17 protein-coding genes and 1 pseudogene are annotated in these 22,336 nt (G+C 59.9%); 10 read left to right on the forward strand and 8 right to left on the reverse strand.

Going from position 1 to position 22,336, the window contains the following annotated elements:
• Positions 1–65: 65 nt before the first annotated feature.
• From sbcB to sanA, 7 genes are all read left to right on the forward strand, one after another.
• Entirely contained in the window at positions 66–1,493 is a 1,428-nt protein-coding gene (gene sbcB / locus QY76_RS14360) for an exodeoxyribonuclease I (RefSeq protein WP_045424815.1), read from the forward strand.
• 139 nt (positions 1,494–1,632) lie between these two features.
• The gene (rarD, locus tag QY76_RS14365; RefSeq protein WP_034165002.1) at positions 1,633–2,577 is read left to right on the forward strand and encodes an EamA family transporter RarD; all 945 of its coding nucleotides are present in this window, start codon (positions 1,633–1,635) and stop codon (positions 2,575–2,577) included.
• Between the two features lie 173 nt (positions 2,578–2,750).
• Positions 2,751–3,167 (forward strand): CidA/LrgA family protein, encoded by a 417-nt coding sequence (locus QY76_RS14370; protein ID WP_034165001.1) that lies wholly within the window; start codon positions 2,751–2,753, stop codon positions 3,165–3,167.
• An 8-nt stretch (positions 3,168–3,175) separates the two neighbouring features.
• On the forward strand, positions 3,176–3,865 hold the full coding sequence (locus QY76_RS14375; RefSeq protein ID WP_045424979.1) for a CidB/LrgB family autolysis modulator: 690 nt from the start codon (positions 3,176–3,178) through the stop codon (positions 3,863–3,865).
• A gap of 195 nt (positions 3,866–4,060) precedes the next feature.
• Positions 4,061–4,948 (forward strand): cytidine deaminase, encoded by an 888-nt coding sequence (gene cdd / locus QY76_RS14380; protein ID WP_045424812.1) that lies wholly within the window; start codon positions 4,061–4,063, stop codon positions 4,946–4,948.
• Between the two features lie 198 nt (positions 4,949–5,146).
• The gene (locus QY76_RS14385; protein WP_034164999.1) at positions 5,147–6,844 is read left to right on the forward strand and encodes an NAD-dependent malic enzyme; all 1,698 of its coding nucleotides are present in this window, start codon (positions 5,147–5,149) and stop codon (positions 6,842–6,844) included.
• Between the two features lie 173 nt (positions 6,845–7,017).
• Positions 7,018–7,911: an outer membrane permeability protein SanA gene (sanA, locus tag QY76_RS14390; protein ID WP_235439425.1), complete on the forward strand. Its 894-nt coding sequence runs from the start codon at positions 7,018–7,020 to the stop codon at positions 7,909–7,911.
• On the opposite strand, the pseudogene QY76_RS19625 reads toward sanA, so the two are convergent.
• The 4 genes and pseudogenes from QY76_RS19625 to folE all read right to left on the reverse strand — a co-directional run.
• Positions 7,844–8,077 (reverse strand): annotated as a pseudogene (locus QY76_RS19625) (EAL domain-containing protein); the annotation flags it as partial. The gene sanA and the pseudogene QY76_RS19625 overlap by 68 nt on opposite strands.
• Positions 7,999–9,942, reverse strand: a complete 1,944-nt coding sequence (locus QY76_RS19630) for an EAL domain-containing protein (RefSeq protein ID WP_256379299.1) — start codon at positions 9,940–9,942, stop codon at positions 7,999–8,001. The pseudogene QY76_RS19625 and the gene QY76_RS19630, both read right to left, overlap by 79 nt.
• A gap of 610 nt (positions 9,943–10,552) precedes the next feature.
• Positions 10,553–11,725 (reverse strand): DUF418 domain-containing protein YeiB, encoded by a 1,173-nt coding sequence (gene yeiB, locus QY76_RS14400; protein WP_045424809.1) that lies wholly within the window; start codon positions 11,723–11,725, stop codon positions 10,553–10,555.
• 77 nt (positions 11,726–11,802) lie between these two features.
• Positions 11,803–12,465 carry a GTP cyclohydrolase I FolE gene (folE, locus tag QY76_RS14405; protein ID WP_034172510.1) on the reverse strand — a complete coding sequence of 221 codons (663 nt, stop codon included), beginning with the start codon at positions 12,463–12,465 and terminating at the stop codon, positions 11,803–11,805.
• Positions 12,466–12,919: 454 nt separating this feature from the next.
• Between folE and moeA the strand changes: the two genes are divergently transcribed.
• From moeA to QY76_RS14420, 3 genes are all read left to right on the forward strand, one after another.
• Positions 12,920–14,152 (forward strand): molybdopterin molybdotransferase MoeA, encoded by a 1,233-nt coding sequence (gene moeA / locus QY76_RS14410; RefSeq protein WP_049648891.1) that lies wholly within the window; start codon positions 12,920–12,922, stop codon positions 14,150–14,152.
• A gap of 1 nt (position 14,153) precedes the next feature.
• Positions 14,154–14,933, forward strand: a complete 780-nt coding sequence (gene moeB, locus QY76_RS14415) for a molybdopterin-synthase adenylyltransferase MoeB (RefSeq protein WP_034164993.1) — start codon at positions 14,154–14,156, stop codon at positions 14,931–14,933.
• A gap of 288 nt (positions 14,934–15,221) precedes the next feature.
• Positions 15,222–15,770 (forward strand): hypothetical protein, encoded by a 549-nt coding sequence (locus tag QY76_RS14420; protein ID WP_225865151.1) that lies wholly within the window; start codon positions 15,222–15,224, stop codon positions 15,768–15,770.
• Positions 15,771–15,944: 174 nt separating this feature from the next.
• Here QY76_RS14420 and QY76_RS14425 read toward each other — a convergent pair whose 3' ends face one another.
• From QY76_RS14425 to QY76_RS14435, 4 genes are all read right to left on the reverse strand, one after another.
• Complete coding sequence (locus QY76_RS14425; protein ID WP_045424806.1) at positions 15,945–16,391, reverse strand: LacI family DNA-binding transcriptional regulator; 447 nt, start codon at positions 16,389–16,391, stop codon at positions 15,945–15,947.
• A gap of 110 nt (positions 16,392–16,501) precedes the next feature.
• Positions 16,502–16,882: a glycosyltransferase family 9 protein gene (locus QY76_RS18865; protein ID WP_144418117.1), complete on the reverse strand. Its 381-nt coding sequence runs from the start codon at positions 16,880–16,882 to the stop codon at positions 16,502–16,504.
• Between the two features lie 889 nt (positions 16,883–17,771).
• Positions 17,772–20,333, reverse strand: coding sequence for a glucans biosynthesis glucosyltransferase MdoH (mdoH, locus tag QY76_RS14430; RefSeq protein WP_034164991.1), 2,562 nt, complete (start codon positions 20,331–20,333; stop codon positions 17,772–17,774).
• Complete coding sequence (locus QY76_RS14435) at positions 20,326–21,822, reverse strand: glucan biosynthesis protein G (protein WP_117026474.1); 1,497 nt, start codon at positions 21,820–21,822, stop codon at positions 20,326–20,328. The genes mdoH and QY76_RS14435 overlap by 8 nt, the downstream gene beginning before the upstream one ends.
• Between the last annotated feature and the right edge of the window lie 514 nt (positions 21,823–22,336).

The following is a 22,336-nucleotide window of genomic DNA, read 5'->3' on the forward strand; positions in this document are numbered from 1 at the left end:
GTGAAATCATGAAACACCCATATAAATCAACAAGATAAAACAAAAGGCGTATACGGAAGGTGACAGTGAAAAACCGAAGCATACAAAATACATTCCTGTTTCACGACTATGAAACCTTCGGTCAGCATCCGGCGCGGGATCGTCCCGCTCAGTTCGCCGGCGTGCGCACCGACGCCGACTTCAACATCATCGAAGAACCCCAGGTGTTTTACTGCCGGCCGGCCGATGATTACCTGCCCCAGCCCGACGCGGTGATGATCACCGGGATCACCCCGCAGACGGCGCTGGCGCAGGGGGTCTGTGAGGCCGAATTCGCCGAGCGTATCCACCGGATGTTCAGCGTGCCGGGCACCTGTGTCGTGGGCTATAACAACATTCGCTTCGACGATGAGGTGAGCCGCAACCTGTTCTACCGCAACTTCTTTGACCCCTACGCCTACAGCTGGCAAAACGGCAACTCTCGCTGGGATCTGCTGGATGTGGTGCGCACCTGCTACGCCCTGCGCCCCGAGGGGATCGTCTGGCCGGAAAACGAGCAGGGGTTGCCCAGCTTCAAGCTGGAGCACCTGTCTCAGGCCAACGGCATTGAGCACAGCAACGCCCACGACGCCATGGCCGATGTCTACGCCACCATCGCGCTGGCCAGGCTGGTCAAACAGGCCCAGCCGCGGCTGTTCGACTATCTGTTCCAGCTGCGCAACAAGAACCGGGTGGCTCAGCTTATCGATATCGCCACGATGACGCCCCTGGTGCATGTCTCCGGCATGTTCGGCGCCCTGCGCGGTAACACCAGCCTGATCGCCCCGCTGGCCTGGCATCCCGAGAATAAAAACGCGGTGATCGTCTGCGATCTGGACAGCGATATCACCCCGCTGCTGACCCTGGACCCCGCCGCCCTGCGCGAACGGCTCTACACGCCGCGCAGCGAGCTGGGCGACGCCGTGCCGGTGCCCATCAAGCTAGTCCATATCAATAAATGTCCGGTGCTGGCGCCGGAGAAAACCCTGCTCGCGGACAACGCCGTCCGACTGGGGCTCGATCGCCCGCGCTGCCGGGATAATTTAGCCCTGCTACAGCAGCACAGCGAGATCCGTGACAAGGTGGTATCCCTATTTGCCGATGCGCCACCCTTTCCGCCATCGGACGACGTGGACAACCAGCTGTACGACGGCTTCTTCAGCGACGCCGATCGCCAGGCGATGCAAATTATTCGCGCCACCCAGCCGCAGAACCTGCCGGCGCTGGATCTACGCTTCAGCGATCGGCGCATCACGCCGCTGCTGTTTCGCTACCGCGCCCGTAACTACCCGGCGACGCTGGATGAGAGCGAGATGCGCCGCTGGCAGCAGCATCGCCAGGCCATGCTGACGCCGCAGCGCGTACAGGATTATCTACAGACGCTGGAAATGCTGTACAACCGCTATGAGGATCAGCCCCAGCGGCTGACGCTGCTGCGGGCGCTGTTTGATTATGCCCGTGAATTAGTAGGATAATAGTCTGCGCCGGAAGGATGCAGCCGTCGTCACCTACATGGCGCTTACTGCGGCATCCTGCGCACGCTTTCCACTCTGCCCGCGGCGGGGTGGTCGATAACCAGGCTCCGCGACGGAGCAGACAATCAAGGCTTGAACTATGTGGCTGCGCAATGGACCGCTGCTGGCGGTGCTGTCGTTTATTCTGTGGGGGATCACGCCGCTATACTATAAGCTGCTGAACGATGCAAATGCCTTCGAACTGCTGGCCCAGCGTCTGTTCTGGTCTGTTCCCCTGCTGCTGGCGCTGCGCCTGCTGTTCAGGCACCGCACCTCCTGGCGCGCGGCCTGGCAGGATAAACGCTCGCTTTACTGCTGCCTGCTGGGCGGCGCCATCATGAGCGTCTCCTGGACCACCTTCATCTACGCGCTAACCCACCACCTGGTGCTGGATGCCAGCCTGGGCTACTTCACCAATCCGCTATTCGCCATCGCGCTGGGCGTCATCTTTCTGCACGACCGGCTAACCCGCTTTCAGCGCATCGCGGTGCTGCTGGCCATCATCGGCCTGACCTACCAGATCATCCTGCTGGGGCGGGTGCCGGTGCTGGCGCTAGTCATGGGCATCACCTTTGCCTTTTACGGCCTGGTACGTAAGTATATCCGCTACGATATTATGACCTCCCTGACGCTGGAGACCGTCTGGATGCTGCCTCTGGCGCTGGGGATCACCCTCTGGCAGCAGATCGGCGGCGGCAGCGATCTGGGCAGCCTCAGCCTGTCTGAGTATTCGCTGTATATTCTGACGGCGCCGGTGACCTATGCGCCGCTGCTGCTGTTTGCCGCCGCCATCAAACGCACCTCTCTGACGGTGGTGGGCCTGGCGCAGTATGTCGAACCCTCTCTGCAGTTTCTGCTGGCGGTGCTGGCCTTCGGCGAACCGATCAATCTGCCCAAGATGATCAGCTTCTCGCTGATCTGGCTGGGGCTGGCGCTGTGTATCTATGAGCTGTTTCGCCGTCCGCACCGCCGCAGCGCGGCACATCAGGACGGCGCGGCGACGGAGCGTGCGACGCCCCCTCTGCGCAGCGCAGAGAAACCCTGAGCCGTTCATACTCCCCTTCGCGCCGGGTAACCCGGCGCGATCCTTGTCTGCGACGCCGACAATACCCCACCAAATTGGCATGGCTGCCATAGAGCGAATTCATGATGTGATCAGTAGCACATTTTACCGATTAATTGTATGATGATTGTGTTTTCGTTTTTGGGTACACTACGATGTCAAATCCACTTTCTCTTTGCTGGCAATACGCACGTGCCTTCGTGCTGATTTACCTGTGTCTGTTTGCCGGTAATGCGCTTGCCACCCTGTTACCAATCAAGATCCCAGGCAGCATCATCGGTATGCTGATCCTGTTTGCCCTGCTGGCTTCGCAGATTATGCCGGCCACCTGGGTCAAACCGGGGTGCAGCCTGTTTATTCGCTATATGGCGCTGCTGTTCGTACCGATCGGCGTGGGCGTCATGCAGTATTACGACGTGCTGTGCCGCCAGTTTGGCCCCATCGTGGTCTCCTGCGTGGTCAGCACCCTGATCATTATGGTGGTGGTCGCCTACTGCTCACACCTGGTGCATCGCGAGCGGCCCGACGACGGCGAACAGCCCCTGAGCCACCCGCAGGAGAGTAAACAATGATGACCGTCATGCTGAATATCTGGTGGTCACTGCCGCTGACGCTGGTGGTCTTCTTTGGTGCCCGCCGTCTCGCCCAGCGCCTGAATATGCCGCTGCTCAATCCGCTGCTGGTCTCCATGGCGGTGATCATTCCGCTGCTGCTGCTGCTGCATATTCCCTACAAAAACTATTTTGCCGGCAGCTCGGCGCTCAACAGCCTGCTGCAGCCGGCGGTCGTGGCGCTGGCCTTCCCGCTGTATGAACAGCTGCACCAGATCCGTGCCCGCTGGAAGTCCATCATCACCATCTGCTTTATTGGCAGCGCCACCGCGATGATCAGCGGTACCGCCATCGCCCTGTGGCTCGGTGCGACGCCGGAGATCGCCGCCTCGGTGATGCCGAAATCGGTCACTACGCCGATCGCGATGGCCGTCGCTCAGTCCATCCACGGTATCCCGGCCATCAGCGCCGTCTGCGTCATCTTTGTCGGGATCCTGGGCGCCGTCTTCGGCCACACCCTGCTGAACGCCATGAATATCCGCACCAAGGCGTCGCGTGGTCTGGCCATGGGGACGGCATCCCACGCCTTGGGGACCGCCCGCTGCGCGGAGGTCGACTACCAGGAGGGCGCCTTTAGCTCTCTGGCGCTGGTTATCTGCGGGATCATTACCTCCCTGCTGGCGCCGTTTCTGTTCCCGATACTGCTGCATATCTTCTGATAACATCGTCACAGCGGAGGGCGCCGATCGGCGCTCTCCGCCATAAGCACCCGTTTTTACGTTAAAAAAAGTTGAAATAAATCTCTAATTCGAGACCAATATTACAATTATTGCACTCAAAAAGTGATTATTATCACAAATATCACCTATTCGCTTCCTTACAATAGCCTCCCGTAACTCACAAGAGGCTTTCCCATGCACGCACGCTTTGCCGTTGCATTCCGCCAGCTGCCTGCCGAACTCCAGGCGGCGCTTACGCCAGTGATGGCGTCTGACACCTTCAACGCCGTGATCACCGCAGCCCAGGTGGATGCCATTGGTCATGCCTGTCAGATGGATCGCCAGGCCCTGAGTTTTGCCCTGCTGCCGCTGGCCGCCGCCTGTGCCCTTACGCCGATCTCTCATTTTCAGGTCGGCGCTATCGTCCATGGCGCCAGCGGTAACCTCTACTTCGGCGCCAATATGGAGTTTTCCGGCGCGCCGCTGCAGCAGACCATCCATGCCGAGCAGTGCGCGATCACCCACGCCTGGCTACGGGGCGAGCGCGCGCTGGAGTCGATCACCGTTAACTACACGCCCTGCGGCCATTGCCGCCAGTTTATGAATGAACTGAACAGCGGTACTGCGCTGCCGATCCATCTGCCGGGCCGCCGCGCCGCCACGCTGGGCGACTACCTGCCCGATGCCTTTGGCCCGCGCGATCTGCAGATAAAAACCCTGCTGCTAGACCCAACCCATCACGGGCTGGCGCTAGACAATGCAGCCGGCGATCCCCTGCTGCAGGCGGCGCTGGACGCCGCTAACGCCAGCCATGCGCCGTACAGCCAGGCCTACAGCGGCGTGGCTATCGAAACCGACCGCGCCGTCTATGCCGGCCGCTATGCGGAAAATGCCGCCTTTAACCCCAGCCTGCCACCGCTGCAGGCCGCCCTGATCCTGATGAACATGTCCGGCGACAGCGTCGACGCCATCCGCCGCGCCGCGCTGGTGGAGTCCCGTCAGGCGGCCCTGTCGCAGCATGCGGCGACGCGCGCCACCCTACAGGCGCTGGGCTGCGACGATCTGCAGCACCATCTGCTGTAACCCGGACGCCAGAGTGCCCTCGGGCGCTCTGGCCCGTTACCTCTGCGCGTGACCTTCCCCGCCGCGTTCGCTCGCCAAAATCATTGTTACAAAACATATATTGAATGAATAGTTTTGATAACAAACATTGAACAATAGCTAACTCTCTTTTAGGATCTTCAGCGTGTTATTTCATCCCGTTAACATAAGAGCGTACTTATGGATCTGGAACACGAAAGTAAACGTCCGCTGTATATTCCCTATGCCGGCCCCATCCTGCTTGAATTCCCGCTGTTGAATAAGGGCAGCGCCTTCAGTGAGGAAGAGCGCAATAACTTTAACCTGAGCGGTCTGTTGCCTGAGGCCATCGAGACCATTGAAGAGCAGGTTGAACGCGCCTATCGTCAGTTTTGTGATTTTCAGAACGCCACTGCGCAGCATATCTACCTGCGCAATATTCAGGATACCAACGAGACCCTGTTCTACCGCCTGCTGCGCGGCCACCTTAGCGAGATGATGCCCATCATCTATACCCCGACGGTCGGTGAGGCCTGTGAACACTTTTCCGATATCTACCGGCGCGCACGCGGGCTGTTTATCGCCTATCCCAACCGCGATCGCATCGATGACATGCTGCAAAACGCCACCAAGCAGAACGTCAAGGTGATCGTGGTCACCGATGGCGAGCGTATCCTCGGCCTGGGCGATCAGGGCATCGGCGGTATGGGGATCCCTATCGGTAAACTGTCGCTGTACACCGCCTGCGGCGGCATCAGCCCGGCCTATACCCTGCCCGTGGTGCTGGACGTCGGCACCAATAACCCACAGCGCCTCAACGATCCGCTGTACATGGGCTGGCGTCACCCGCGCATTACCGGTGATGAATATAATGCGTTCGTCGAGGAGTTCATTCAGGCGGTCAAACGCCGCTGGCCGGATGTTCTGCTGCAGTTCGAGGACTTCGCTCAGAAAAACGCCATGCCGCTGCTGAGCCGCTATCGCGATCAGCTCTGCTGCTTTAACGACGACATTCAGGGCACCGCGGCCGTCACCCTGGGCAGCCTGATCGCCGCCAGCCGCGCCGCCGGCAGCCGTCTGCGCGATCAGACCATTACCTTCCTCGGCGCCGGATCTGCCGGATGCGGCATCGCAGAGCAGATCATCGCCCAGATGATCGCCGAGGGGCTGAGCGACGAAGAGGCGCGGGCACGCATCTTCATGGTCGATCGCTTCGGACTGCTGACCGATCGCCTGCCCAACCTGCTCGACTTCCAGAGCCGTCTGGTACAAAAACAGCAGGCGCTGGCTGGTTGGCAGACGGAGAGCGAAGGGATCTCCCTGCTCGACGTGGTACGCAACGCCCACCCCACGGTGCTGATCGGCGTATCGGGTCAGCCGGGGCTGTTCAGCGAGGCGATCGTGCGCGAAATGCACAGCCACTGCCCTCGCCCCATCATCATGCCGCTCTCTAATCCCACTTCCCGGGTGGAGGCCCGTCCGGAGGATATCATCAACTGGACCGATGGCGCGGCGTTGGTCGCCAGCGGCAGTCCCTTCGAGCCGGTGCTCTATCAGGGAGAGCGCTATCCGATAGCCCAGTGTAACAACGCCTATATCTTCCCCGGCATCGGCCTGGGCGTCCTGGCCAGCGGTGCGCGGCGGGTGACCGACGGCATGCTGATGGCCGCCAGCCGGGCGCTGGCCGACAGCTCGCCGCTGGCGCGCGACGGCCATGGCCCCCTGCTACCGGACCTGAAGGATATCCAGCAGGTTTCACGCGACATCGCCTTTCAGGTCGCCAAGGCGGCCCAGCGTCAGGGCGTCGCGGTGCTGACCTCGGACGAGGCGCTGCTGCAGGCCATCGATCATAACTTCTGGCTGCCGATCTACCGTAGCTATAAGCGAACCTCATTCTAGCCCCCTCTGGCGGTGTCCCTTCTCGGGTCGCCGTCCCCCCACATCCGGGCCTCCGCGGCCCGGCGCACTTTCGCGCAAATAACCGCCATCCGCCCTGCGCACGCGCCTTATGGCTTGCGCCGCGTCGGCGGGTAAAGTAGCCTCGGGAGAGAGAGAATAACGGGAAGTACGCCATGTGGTGGAAGCGACTCATATATGGCCTGATCGGTGTTGTCATCCTCGCGGGGCTGGCGGCGCTGGCGCTTGATCGCTGGATTAGCTGGGTCACGGCCCCCTATATCTACGAAGACGTGCAGGACCTGCCGCGCCGGGAGGTCGGCGTGGTGCTGGGCACCGCTAAATATGTGGCCCCCGGCGTTATCAACCAGTATTACCGCTACCGTATCCAGGGCGCGCTGAATGCCTATAACAGCAATAAGGTCAGCTATCTGCTGCTGAGCGGCGACAATGCCCTGCAAAGCTACAATGAGCCGGTGACCATGCGCCGTGATCTGATCGCCGCGGGGGTGCCGAACGGCGATATCGTGCTGGACTATGCCGGCTTCCGTACGTTGGACTCGATCGTGCGCGCCCGCCGGGTCTTCGATACCGATAACTTCACCATCATCACCCAGCGCTTCCACTGCGAGCGGGCGCTGTTTATCGCCCTGCATCTGGGGATTCAGGCCCAGTGCCTGGCGGTGCCCTCTCCCAAAGATATGCTGCTGGTGCGCCTGCGCGAAATTGGCGCCCGCCTCGGCGCCCTCACCGATCTCTACCTACTGCAGCGCCAGCCGCGCTTTCTCGGCCCGCCGATCCCGATCCCCGCGGTGCATAAGGTCGCCGCCGACGCCCAGAGCTACCCGGCGGTGCTGCCTGAGCAGCTGCAGGCGCTGGAGCAGCAGCCCCATCACCAGACACCCCCTAACCGGCGCGCTACAGCGCCTGCGTCAGCGGGCGCGGCTCGCCCAGCAAAAAACCCTGCAGATACTGCACCCCCAGACTGCACAGGACCTCCATCTGCTCACGCGATTCAACGTATTCGGCGACCACCTGCAGCTGCCGCTCACGGGCAATATCGCAGATAGACTTGATGATCATTCGGTCCAGCGAGCTGTTGACGATATCCTTAACAAACATGCCGTCGATCTTCACCACGTCCGCGTTAAGGTGCTTCAGGCGCTGATAGTTGGAGAGCCCGGTGCCGAAGTCATCGATGGCGATCTTAAAGCAGTAGGCGCGCAGGGCGCGCACCGTCTCCAGCGCGGCGTTTTCATCCAGTAAATATGTTGTTCGGTGATCTCAAAGATCACCGCCTGCGGCCGCACCTGATAACGCTCAGACAGGGCGATGATCTGCGCGGCCACGCTGCGCTGCATCAGCGTCAGCGGCATCAGGTTTACCGAAAAACAGGTGCTGGAGCTGTCTAACCCGGCGCGGTGAATATGGCGCACCACATTTTCGATGATCAGCAGATCAAACTGCGCGCACAGGTTGAACGCGGTGATAAAAGGAATGAATTTCCCCGGCAGCACCAGCTGCTCGCCGTCCTGCATGCGGGCCAGGATCTCATAATAGCGCTGCCCTCCGCGGTGAACGATGGGCTGGGCGTACAGCAGCAGCGCATTCTCCTGCAGGGCGAGGGTGATCTTCTGCAGCCAGAAGACCTGTTCGTTCACCGCAGCGTTGGCGTCGGCCTCATTACCGTACAGCGGGAGGATCACATTGTCCCGACAGGCCCGCTCCGCCAGGTAGCTCAACTGCCCCACTACGCCGTGGATCGACTGGCGATGGACATCGAACGGAGAGTACGCCACGCCATACTGCAGCGTCACCGGATGCTGCTGCCACACCAGCGCCTGCGCTATCAGCGTAGCGCGAATGGCGTTGATGCGCGGCAGATCGGCATCGGCCTGCAGATAGATCAGCAGCTCCGCCCCCGGCATCTGGTACACCCGCTCCCCGGGCAGCAGCAGGGGTGCCAGATACGCGGCCAGCTGGCTTTTTGTCGCCGCCCGCATCGTCACGCCGTGGCACCGGCTCAGAATATCCAGGTTACTCAGGCGCAGGATACACAGGGTGCCAAGGGGACGGCGCGCCAGATGGTCACTCAGGGTGCGGAAGCTGGGGAGATCGACCAGCCCGTCGCGCCGCCGCAGACGCAGGTAGAGACGGCGCATCCTGTCGCTGCGCGTAATCACCTGCGCCATATAAACCAGGGCGATGCTAAAGGCGATCAGCGCGGATGACAGGAAGGCCAGCTGATAGTGGCGGTTACCCAGCTGGATAAAATTAGCGCTGCAGGCCAGGAGTCCCAGCACCGTCAGCGCCCACAGCAGCAACACCGCCCGGTAGCGGAAATGAAACGACGCAAAGACAAACAGCACGAACAGCAGCGGCGTCAGATAGCCCAGATTGACATGAGACGTCGACGGGAAACAGAGCGCCCCCATCGCCGCGAGATAGATCGGCAAAAACAGGCCGCGAATGTCGCGCCGCAGCACGCGCCGACAGTCGACACCAAAGGCCCGCAGACGGCCGGGGCTAAGCAGCATGCGCAGCAGGTAATACAGCGCCGGCGTCAGCGCGACGCAGCTCAGGATCATGCCCTCCAGCGCCAGCAGGGCAAAGGGGAGATCCCGCGGCGGCGCGGCCGCGTCGCCCATCGACAGCGGCGTCATCAGCGTTCCGCCCAGCAGCATCATCAGCCAGCTGCCGATGGGATAAAATAGACCAAACCCCAGCAGGCGAATCGCCAGTGGCGTCCCGCCGCCCCGGTTAAGATCGCAGCGCCCGCGTTTTCCCAGCAGACGCAGGCTGAGATGGGCGATCGGCGACAGCGGCAGCAGCAGTGCACAGCCCAGCGCGAGGGCCGCGGCGGGAGCGCGCGGGGGCAATAGCAGCAAAAACAGCAGCAGCGCCAGCGATAGGGAGGGCAGCGCCCGCAGGCCAAACAGCATGACCAGCGCAGCGGCGAGCGCCATAGGCAACGGCAGCAAAAATAGCGCCTGGCCATTGATGACGGTCTGGGGAGAGAAAAACCAGGCCGGCGGCAGCAGCAGTACGCTGAGCGAGACAGGCAGCGCATATTGACCTAAGCAACGGGTAACTCTTTGCATCACGTTGACCGATACCCTAATAAAACGATCCAATGGACAAGGTGCCATCCGCAGCAGAGGGCAGACCGGCCTCACGCGCGCCCACGGCCAGCGGCGCGGGGTAGGACGACGTGAATCGGGGACCATTCCGGGCGGGACAGACGCCCCTCGTAGGGCAGCGTTCCTAGCCGGTTATTACCCAACGCCTTCCGTCATTTTAACGCCGCGGCATCACCACCCCGGTTGATCATAAAGCCTATCCCGTGGCGCAACCCGAATAAACGGGTACACCGCGCGCTCTAGGTGGAATATTTTATATTTAAATAATATAACGTCAGAACGGTGATACAAAAAACGTCCTGCATGAATCTTTTATAAAAATCAAATCATTACAACAAGAGCCTGGTCACAGAAATAGAATAACCTCAGAAGAAATCACGCCAGGACTGAGGGAAATAGCACTGAATACAAGCATAAAAAAATAAAAACCGCAGGATAAATCCCGCAGTAAAGATAAAAATGAAAACCCGTTATTTTTAATAGCTGTGCGAAAGGAGGTCAAGCGCAATAGCGAAATTGACAATTACGACTTTTAGAATGTGCAGGGGGTGGCATCGGGCGCCTCACGCCCTCAGACGCGCAGAGACAGCCCGGTCAGACGGCGCCACAGCCACTCGACGGGCCCCTGGCGGAAGACGCGCAGCCAGAGCGACGCAAACAGCAGGCAGCAGCCCCACACTGGCGGTACCCACAGCAGCAGCGCGGCGCGCCCGGCGTGATTGAACAGCCCCAGCCGATAAAACAGCGTAGTGCAGATCAGCGTCTGCAGCAGATAGTTGCTCAGGGCCATACGCCCAACCCGCTGCAGGGCGGCGGTCAGCCACCAGCCCGACAGACGCGGCCAGGCGGCGTAGATCAGCGCCACATAGCCCAGCATCATCAGCGGCGCCGCCAGTTCACCGGGCAGCTGTAGCAGGTAGCCGCACCAGCGAAAATCCCAGCGCAGATACCACTGCAGACCGCTGCCCAACGCCTGGAGCGCCAGTCCGCCCAACAGCAGTACAGCCCCGCAGCGCCGGTAGTGGGCAGAGGAAAAGCGGCCGCGCAGCCAGCCGCAGCGCATCAGTCCCGCGCCCAGCAGCATCACCCCACCCAGCTGCCAGCCATACTGCACCGCCAGCGCCAGCAGATTGCTTATCAGCAGTTCGCCGCGATTACGCCAGGCCTCAATGCCCCCGCGCAGCTTCCAGTAACTCTCATACTGGATCTCGGCATAGCCGGCCTGCCAAAAGCCGTGTGGCTCTGCGCGACTCATCACGGCCAGCAGCAGTAGCATCCCCAGCCCGACGGCATACAGCCCCGCTCCGCGGTACAGCAGGCCGCGGGCCGAACCGGCGTCGCGGATCGTCCGCCAGCACATCAGGCCGATCAGACCATAGGCCAGGAGAATATCGCCGTCCCACAGCAGCAGGGTATGCAGCAGCCCAAACAGCATCAGCCATCCCAGGCGCGCCTGGATCCAGCGTCCGCCGCGCGGCAGCTGCAGCTGCAGGCCGGCGCCGAACAACAGCGCAAACATGGCCAGAAACTTGCCCTGCACCGCCAGGCTGAGCAGCAGCCATGCCCCCTGATCCCAGGCGGAGGGGAGCCCCTGATAGGCGGGGTTCAGGTACGCCGCCTTGGGCAGGGCAAATCCGACGATATTCATCAGCAGGATCCCCAGCAGCGCGAGGCCGCGCAGGGCATCCAGCGCCGCGATCCGGGGCGCCCGTCTCCGCGCTGCCGCCGCAGGCATATCGGCCATGGTGATCCTCTCCGTGGTTTACAGACGAGGACGCCGGCATCGCGCCGGCGTCTTCATACATCCTGACCCCGCACTGACTAAACGTGGTGGCGCACCGCGCGCAGAAACTCCTGCCGGGTATTTTGACTGGTTTTAAACAGCCCGCCAAGCGAGGTGGTGGTGGTCGCGCTGGTCGCATCGCGTACGCCGCGGGCCTTGACACAGTAGTGCACCGCATCGATGGAGACGGCGACGTTCTTGGTGCCCAACAGCGTCTGCAGCGCCACCAGGATTTGCTGGGTCAAACGCTCCTGCACCTGGGGACGCTGGGCGAAAAAGCGGACAATCCGGTTGATCTTGGACAGCCCAATCACCCCCTCTTTCGGGATATAGGCGACCGTCGCCTTACCGTCGATGGTGACGAAATGGTGTTCGCAGGTGCTGGTCAGCGTAATATCGCGCACCGTCACCATCTCATCGACATGCATTTTATTTTCAATAATGGTGATTTTAGGGAAGTTCGCGTAATCCAGGCCGGAAAAAATTTCGTCCACGTACATTTTGGCGATCCGCGACGGCGTCTCCGTAAGGCTGTCATCCGACAGATCCAGATTCAACAGTCTCATGACCTCGGTCATATGCGCCTCAATCTGCGCCTTACGCGTATCGCGCGCCAGCGGCTCACCGCGCAGCGGGGTTTCCAGCCCGTGCGCCAGCAGCGCCTCGTGCACCAGTGCAGCTTCTTTACTTAGCGATGACATCACTTATCTCCCGATACCTCTTATCTCTGCGCCGGAACATCGGCCCCGCGCCAGCCTCCCCACACCGATGATGCCACTCGGGCTCTGCACCGATATTGCGCCACGTTACGGAACACGGCCCAACATGATACAGATCACGGCAATGCGTTGTCTCCCACTGTAGTGAAGTCCGGAGCCTTAATCCAGCGCAATCCCCTCTGTCGACGGCCCAGCGCGCGATCCGCCTATCCCCTCCCGACGCCGGCGCATTAGCTCATCCGCGCCGGACGCCGCTTTCGCCGTTGATCGCGCGCGGTAAATTCGTTATTTCCTATCGTAGAAATCCGTGTCGCGGCGCAAACCGCGCCGCGCGGCTGGGTCAGATTCTCCCCGAGACGATAATCTGCCATAATGGGCCCACCGTTTACTTATCATCCCGCCGCCGGCGGGTGATCACGTCGGAGATTACGATGGATTGTTGTACCCCCCGGATCTACTTTCCCTGCAACAGGCGCTGGATCGACTGCTGAACGACGCGCAGCCGATCGCCGATGACGAAGAGGTCTCCCTGGCCGATGCCGCCGGGCGTATCAGCGCACAGCCCATTGTCTCACCGCTGGATGTACCGCCCTTTGCCAACGCCGCCATGGACGGCTATGCCGTACGTCTGGCCGATCTGCGCAGCGCCCAGCCGCTGCCCATCGCCGGCAAGGCATTTGCCGGTGCACCGTTTCAAGGTACCTGGCCGGCGCACAGCGCGATACGCATCATGACCGGCGCCGCCGTGCCGGCGGGGGCCGAGGCGGTGATCATGCAGGAGCAGGCCCAGATGGGGGAGCAGGGTGTCAGCTTTAGCCATCCCGTGCAGCCGGAGCAAAACATTCGCCTGGTGGGCGAGGATATCCGCCGCGGCGCCGTGGTGCTGGACGCCGGCGTACGCCTGGGCTGCGCCGAGCTGCCGCTGCTGGCCTCCCTGGGTATCGCCCGCGTCCGGGTCGTGCGCCGCCTGCGCGTCGCGCTGTTTTCCACCGGCGATGAGCTGCAGCCGGTCGGCAGCGCGCTGGCGGCGGGACAAATCTACGATACCAACCGCTTTGCCATCACCCTGATGCTCAAACAGATGGGCTGTGACATCCTCGATCTGGGCATCGTCCGCGACGATCCTCAGGCGCTGCGCGACGCCTTTCGCCGCGCCGATACGCAGGCGGATCTGGTGATCAGCAGCGGCGGCGTCTCCGTCGGCGAGGCCGACTTTACTAAACAGATCCTCGATGAGGTCGGCACCATCAGCTTTTGGAAGCTGGCGATGAAGCCGGGAAAACCCTTTGCCTTTGGCCGACTGCGCCACGCACTGTTCTGCGGTCTGCCGGGAAACCCGGTCTCCGCCGCCGTCACGTTCTATCAGCTGGTGCAGCCGCTGCTGGCGCGCCTCTCCGGCCACAGCCACTGGCAGGCGCCTCAGCGTCTGAAGGCCCGCACCTTAAGCCCGCTGAAAAAGGTGCCGGGGCGTCTCGACTTTCAGCGCGGCATCGTCAGCAGCAATGCCCAGGGAGAGCTGGAGGTGCGCAGCACCGGTCATCAAGGGTCCCACGTTTTCAGCTCCTTCGCCGCGGCCAATGCCTTTATCGTGCTGGAGCGTGAGCGCGGCGCCGTCGCCGCCGGCGAGACGGTGGACGTAGAGCTGTTCAACCCGCTGCTGAGGAGCTGAGATGGGCGATCCTGTACCGCTGCCTCCGCTGAGCGATGCGGAAACCCTGCGCTATAACCGTCAAATTGTACTGCGCGGCTTTGACTTTGACGGCCAGGAGCGCCTCAAGGCTAGCCGGGTGCTGATCGTCGGCCTCGGCGGGCTGGGCTGCGCCGCCGCCCAGTACCTGGCGGCGGCCGGCGTCGGCCACTTGACGCTGCTCGACTTTGACACCGTCTCGCTGTCTAACCTGCAGCGGCAAATCCTGCACACCGACGCACGCATCGGGATGGATAAAGTGGCCTCAGCCCGGCAGACGCTGGCCGAGATCAACCCCCACATTCGGCTGAGCGCCGTCGCCCATCGCCTGGATGATACCGCGCTGGCGCGGCAGATAGCGCAGGTCGACGCCGTGCTGGACTGCACCGATAACGTCGAAACCCGCGAGTGCCTAAACCGCCTGTGCCGCGGCGCGGCGACCCCGCTGATCTCCGGCGCGGCCATCCGTATGGAGGGGCAGGTCTGCGTCTTCACCTACCAGCCGGGCGAGCCCTGCTATCGCTGTCTGAGCCGCCTGTTCGGCGCTAACGCCCTCACCTGCGTTGAGGCGGGCGTCATGTCGCCGCTGGTCGGGATCATCGGCGCGACCCAGGCCATGGAGTGTATCAAGCTGCTGTGTCGCTTTGGGGAGATCCCGCGCGGGCGCCTGATGCTGTATGACGCCATGGCGTCACAGTGGCGCAGCATGGCGCTGACCGCCAGTCCAGCGTGTGAGATCTGCGGGAGCCAGAGCGCCGGCTGACGCGCGTCCGACGCCGTGGGCGTAACACTTTTCGCCAGCCGGTGTTACGCTCTCCCTATCCACTCACGCTCTCCGCCGGGTCGCCCCTGGAGGCCCCATGCACCATTGCTCCGCTCTGCTATGCTGCGGCATTCTGCTGCTTTCCCCGCACATCTTGGCCGCGACGCCAGACGCGCGCGCAGGCGCGGGTCCGCTCCCATAACATTATCCCGCTGGAGGGCGATCTGCTCGGCGCCGTGCGCAACGTGCGCCAGGAGTCGTTCAGCCTACGGAGGGCTGAAGCGCAATATGAGAGCCAACGCCGCCTGGCAAGGCTATGGCCCCAATCCGCTGTGGCAAAGCCAGCTGGATCGCGATGGCTGGGGCGGCTGGATCAGCCGCAGCGTGGTTGCTCTGCAGATGGGACAAACGCAGTCCCTCAGCCAGCAGGTCTGCGTCTATAAGCGCGATGGCGCCGGGCGGATCACCAAAGCGACCCAGGTAGAAGCGGGTAACGGCACCCTGGGCATCACCCGCCAATACTATGTTTATACCCCGGATGGCCGGGTGCGCTTCTACCTTTCCCTGGGGCAGTCGCCGGGCTACGGGCTCTACTTCTACCGCCCTGACAGCCGACTGCGTCTGGTTATCCGCCACAACGGCCTCTCCAGCTCGCGCTTTACCGCCGATGGCCGCGATCTGGGCGGGCTGGCGCAAACCCCCTTCATCACCTACCTGATGACCTGCCAGCGCTGGGACAGCGCCGGGAACTGCCGCCTGATAGCCAAACAGGAGCAGGTGCACGCCGTGGTCCAGGGCAAGGAGAAAACGCTGAGCACCCGCTATCTGCTGCGCTAGACTCTCCGCTACCGCGCGCCCTGAGCCTGCCGCGGCGCGGTGCCAAAGCCTATGCGCTCGCCGAGCTGACGCACGGACGGCGCTGCTGATGCGCGCCTAAGGTGCCCACGCATAGAGAAGGCCGGAGCGCCGGACAACAGAAACGCATCGCTTATCCCCAGGCGGCGCGATGCGTTACCCCTCATCGACAAGATTAATAATCTTTAGCTGCGTCAATATATCATTGGCATCTATGCACGAAGTAGAGAATAAAACAAACATTTCAGGTGAAGAAATCGCTTTAGCCCTTAAAACATTGGCAGAAAGTTCAGCGACGCTCTCAAAGAAAAATACACAGGGGATCATCCCACAGTCCAACACCCGCTCAATATATATTGAAAAATCCGTTTTTTTTAGCCTGGACTCAACGATAATAAAGCAAAAAATATTTTTTGATGATGCTAAATAACTGGCCATATCATTTTTTATATAACCTAATTCAGCGATTATGACTTCGACGTGTTTTCTTGTTTTCTCTGCAACCAAATTAGGATTGCTGATGACCCGAGATGCCGTCATTAACGAAACCCCGGCTTTGTCCGCAACGTCTTGAAGCCTTATGTTACGTACTTTATATCGCATTGACGTCACTCCCCAAGCGCGTTTTATTGTCTATTATTTCATGCCTTTGACAATTGGTCTCGATTACACGTACTACAGCAATAATCGGCATCTGAGTGCGAATCGCCACCTTATTTTTTCATCAGTTTATCAGCCACCTGAGACAGGGTAATACTGTCCATGCATTTATAATTTTCATGAATGCATATATTATCAGTAAACCTATGCTCAAATGCTATTGAACATCCCCTGTAATAGCCATGCATACCACAAGGTTGAGCTTCACATGATGCTGGGGAATAGCAAACATCTTGGCCAGGATAAGTAACAACTTCAGGCTTTGAACTTCCAAGCAGAGCAATAACATTTTTAGCGCCCACCGCAGCAGAACCATGTATCAAAAAACTATCAAGACAGATTCCAGCTTGGCATTGCGTTGTGATAGCAAGAGACTCTCGCAACGAGTAACCTGCATGTGAGAGATCGATGAAAGTACATTCTGACTTAAACAAATTGATAAGATTCCTCCAATTATCTATAGACCAATTACGGTTGGAGCTTGTAGTTACTGTTTGTAGCCACACTATAGGCTTTTTGTATCGTCTAAGCTCTGTGTGTGCAAACGCTATCTCTCTCGATTGTAAATATAGTTAGGCTCAAAGTTCGGTAATGTGCATTTAAGTTGCTCTTCAGCCATCTCCCTATGGTAATAACTAGGTCGTGGAGGGAAAGAATTATGAGGTCTCCGCGCCGTATATTTTCTGAGATCAACGCAGTAGCTACCGCCGAAATCTGATGTCGTAGAGATGACATCTATATCATAGATACCATATAGAAGCGTAGGAAATTTAGTTACGACAGATATTTTTGAACTTTTAAATGCGTTAATAATACTATATATGACAGCAGTCCCAGCAACAGAACAGCCAAGCGAATTGGCTAACCTGATTGATATATTCATTATTATATAACTCACTAAGATAACATTGAAATTAGAAATAATTGACTCGGCGCTGGATTATCCTAATAGATTAGCCTCGCTATTTCTACCCTCATTGAGTTTATGCAATGACAGCCAATAACACGCTTATCACTACAAAAGCTATGTGAGCACCGCTTTGTGACGTAGCCAAATGGGCAACGGCAGCCTTAGGCCTGCTATAGAAAGCGGTAATACTCTCAAAGAGATCGGCAGAGAAAAATCGCGGGGTATATCTATTTCTAATGCACTATTTTCAGCGAATGAAATAATCGCACGATGACCGTACTACGCCCCCTCTACGGGGGAGCCGTCCACACGCGTCTCTTTACCATAGAAAAACCCCCTGCCAGCATAGCGCTCACAGGGGGTTAGCTTATCGGTTCAGCCCCGCACACGCATGGGGCTGAATTCCGGAGCCGTCACGCGGAGGTCGACAGACGGTAGGCCGGCGCCAGCTGACGGTAGGCCGTATGCCACTGACTGTAGCGCTCCGGATCGGCCCACAGCGCCTGATGCAGACGCGCCATCACCACCGGGTCACTCAATAGCGTCAGACGCTCCGCCTTGCCCAGAGTTCGCGGCGACTCGGCCAGCGCATGGGCCACCCGTGCATCCCTGTCGCGAGCAATCAGCGGATGATTGCGGTGACGCGCCGTGGCCATACCGCAAGCCAGCGCGTTGTACAACGGATCCAGCAGGGCGTGCATAAAGCCATCGTCAAGCAGACGCTGATGATTCAGCGCCACATAGCGCTCGGTGGCAGCCATCTCGATCGGCGGCTGGTACTCCTCGGGGATCAGGAACAGCTTGGCGCGCTTGCACTGCAGCCCCAGGGTACGACGGCTGGTGATCACCGAGACGAACGGCGACAGGATCAGCGACACCACGATAGGCGACAGCCACCACAGGAAGCGCAGATCCAGCACTGCCATGCCCCCGGCCCAGACCAGCCCCAGCAGCATCTGCGATCCGTGGCGACGGAAAGCCTCGCTCCAGGGCGTGGCGTCGTCGTCACGCTGCGGCGACTGCCAGGTGATCGACCAACCAAGGAACGCGCTGACCACAAAGACGGTGTGGAAGATCATCCGCACCGGCGCCAGCAGCACCGAGAACAGCATCTCCAGCAGCATCGAGGCCAGCAGGCGCAGCGGCCCGCCGAACTGACGCGACCCCTTGGCCCAGATCAGCACCACGCTCAACAGCTTGGGCAGGAACAGCAGCACCAAGGTTGTCGAGAACAGGGCGATCGCCAGCTCTGGACGCCACTGCGGCCAGACGGGGAACAGCTGACGCGGCTGCAGGAAATACTGCGGCTCCATCAGCGTGTGCACCACCTGCAGCGCGGTCGACAGCATCAAGAACAGGAACCACAGCGGCGCCGATAGGTAAGACATCACCCCGGTCAGGAACACTGCCCGGTGCACGGGATGCATGCCCTTGACGAAAAACAGCCTGAAGTTCATCAGGTTGCCCTGACACCAGCGGCGGTCGCGCTTCAGCTCATCCAGCAGGTTAGGCGGCAGCTCCTCATAGGAGCCGGGCAGATCGTAGGCTATCCAGACACCCCAGCCGGCGCGGCGCATCAACGCCGCCTCGACGAAGTCATGGGAGAGGATCGAGCCGGCAAACGTCCCGCTGCCGGGCAGCGGCGCCAGAGCGCAGTGTTCGATAAACGGCTTCACGCGGATAATCGCGTTGTGCCCCCAGTAGTGGGACTCCCCTAGCTGCCAGAAGTGCAGGCCGGCGGTAAACAGCGGACCATATACGCGGGTCGCAAACTGCTGAACACGCGCATACAGCGTATCCATGCCGGTGGCCTTCGGCGCGGTCTGGATGATACCGGCGGTCGGGTTGGCCTCCATCAGGCGAACCAGTCCGGTCAGGCACTCGCCGCTCATCACGCTGTCGGCGTCCAGGATCACCATATAGCTGTAGTTTCCGCCCCAACGACGGCAAAAGTCGTCGATGTTGCCGGACTTACGCTTCACGCGGCGGCGACGGCGGCGGTAGAAGATGTGCCCCGCGCCGTCGACCTCCTGGCACAGCTCCATCCAGGCCTTCTGCTCGGCCACGCAAATGTCAGGATCGCTGCTATCGCTCAGGATAAAGACGTCAAAGTGCGCCAGCTGACCGGTCGCCACCACGGATTCATAGGTGGCGCGCAGCCCGGCGAACACCCGCGAGACGTCTTCGTTGCAGATAGGCATGATCAGCGCGGTCCGATGCGCCGGATCGATCGGCTCATCGCCGACGGTACTGGCGGAGATACTGTATTTATCCCGCCCGATCAGCAGCTGCAAAAAGCCCATCAGCGCCGTCCAAAAGCCGGCGGAAACCCAGCAGAACAGGATGGCGAACAGGATCAGGATGCCGAACTGCAGCACATAGGGCAGCAGCTCCAGCGTGTACTGCATCAGCGGCTTACCGTGGAAAATCGACATCGGATCGACCATATCCCACCCCTGGTAGGGCAGGATAGTCTTCATATACCAGGTGGCGATCGCCGTCTGTCCAAAGGTCAGCAGTAGCAGCACCCAGCGACGTAGAGAGCCCATCCGACGCCAGCGCTTGTCGGCCTCGGCCTCCTGATGGCTCTGAAAGGTATGCTTTGGCGGCGGCGTACGCCCCAGCAGCCGCTCCCACAGACGAATGAACGGGTTGGTGCGCCAGATCTCCGGAAACATGGAGGTCCGGCGGATCGTCGGCATGGCCTTGATGGCGGTATGACCCGCCTGATCCTGCACCAGCGCCGCCCGCTGATGCTCCCCATCGCGCCAGCCTAAATCGAGACGGGCGGCCACGGAGCGCAGCGCAGCCTCGGCGCCCTCGCCCTCGCCGGCGTCCGCAGCGGCGAGCGACAGATGAACATCCTCCACGGAACGCGGCGGATGGGAGAGGTGCTGATCGAGCGCGGCCCGTTGCTCCGCGTCCGGCGCCAACGCCTGTAGGTAGGCGTTGGCATTTTCCTGAGATTTATTCATTGGCAGGTAACTGATAGCTCCAGGTTTCGCTCAGCGGCTTACCGTCCTTGATCAGATAAGCGCGCATTTCCACCGGCTTCTTCGGATCGTTAACCTTAAAGCGCAGCGTCAGACGCCATCCCTTGGTCACTGGATTATAGTGCAGACTGTTCTCCAGCAGCTTAGTATTGTCGTCGGTGGTCACCTGCGTCGTTACCGGCGCATCCGGCTCCAGCCCTTTCAGTACCGGGCCGACAAAGTCCACCAGCAGCGCGGTGCTGCCGTCCGCTTCGCGGATCAGGTTGGACTGCTTCACGTCACCGGCGGAGCGCAGGGTGCTTTTCACCCAGGCCAGATCGGGGCTGTGCAGCTTGGCTTCGTCGCGAGTAAAGATCAGGCGGTAGGCCACGTCCAGCGGCTTTCCGATCGGCGGCAGGCTGTCTGGGATCCAGAAGGCGACGATATTGTCGTTGGTTTCATCAGCGGTCGGGATCTCAACCAGCTCAACCTTGCCTTTCCCCCAGTTACCGCGCGGCTCAATCCAGGCGCTCGGGCGCAGATCGTAGCGGTCATCCAGATCCTGATAGGCGCTGAAGTCGCGGGTACGCTGCAGCAGGCCGAAGCCTTTTAGATCGTCGACGCTGAAGGTGCTGACGGCGAGGTGTTTCGGGTTATTCAGCGGACGCCAGATCCACTCGCCGTTACCGGAGGCGATCGACAGCCCCTCGGAGTCATGCAGCTGCGGGCGGTAGTTCACCGTCGTCGACGGCTGATTGGCACCGAACAGGTACATGCTGGTCAGCGGAGCGATGCCCAGCACCCCCACCTTATCGCGCAGGAAGACGCGGGCCTGCACATCCACTACGGTATCCGTACCCGGGCGCAGGATAAAGCGGTAGGCCCCCGTCGCACGCGGCGAGTCCAACAGGGCAAAAATCACCAGGTGCTTATCCTGCGGCTTCGGACGCTCGATCCAGAACTCGCGGAAACGCGGGAACTCCTCGCCAGAGGGCAGCGCGGTGTCAATCGCCAGGCCGCGGGCAGACAGGCCATACACCTGCCCTTTACCGATCACCCGGAAGTAGCTGGCGCCGAGCATGCTCATGATCTCATCGTCTTTACCCGCCTTATTGATCGGGTACAGCACCTTAAACCCGGCGAACCCCAGATCCTTCACCGCATCCTTGTCATGCTTAACGGAACCAAAGTTGAAGTAGTCCGGGCTGTACTTGATCTCCTTCACCGACGTCGCCGTCACCTCATTGATCTTCACCGGCGTGTCGAAGTACATCCCCTGGTGGTAAAAGGCCAGACGGAACGGGTTCTTCTGCCCTGTCCAGTACAGTTTGTCGTTGTTAAACTGAATCTGCTGATAGTCAGCAAACTTCATATTGCGAAACTCGGACGGCAGATTGCTTTTGGGTGCCTTATAAGACTGCTCTGCCAGCTTCTGTGCCTGTGCGGCAACGTCATCCAATGAAAATGCCCACGCCTGCGCGCTGGCAAACATCATTAACATTGATACAGCCAGCCCGGAAACAGAGCGCGATGTCGGCCGAATGGAGATTAAACGTGTAAGCACATACCCCCTGATGGTGCTCAACCAAACCTAACAACATGGTAATTAAGTTACTTGCTGCGGCTATAGTAATGGATTAGTTACCCTACAGACAACAAGCGGATAATACTCGCGGGGCCATCGGCCCGGCACATCCCGTTACACGGATGAAGTGATGAGTGATTTTACATAAAAAACAACAAATTAAAATAGTTCCACTGCTAATGCTTTTGTCCGATTTTAACCATTTAGCGGCTAAACTATTCGCGCTGTAGATTTAAAAATGCACACCTGAATAGAGTGCAGCATAATAAGTTTCCATAAACCGTTTTTTTATCCGTAAAATATTTTTCGGACTCTCGCCTAAATTGTCGTTAATTTGCGACAGCGGAACAAATTGGATTGTCGTTAATTTGAGACAGTATGAAAGGCTTTCTCATTTAGCGCAGGCGGAAGGTTCCGCCTG

This window comes from Edwardsiella sp. EA181011 (genome assembly GCF_000800725.1).
Taxonomy (GTDB): domain Bacteria; phylum Pseudomonadota; class Gammaproteobacteria; order Enterobacterales; family Enterobacteriaceae; genus Edwardsiella; species Edwardsiella anguillarum.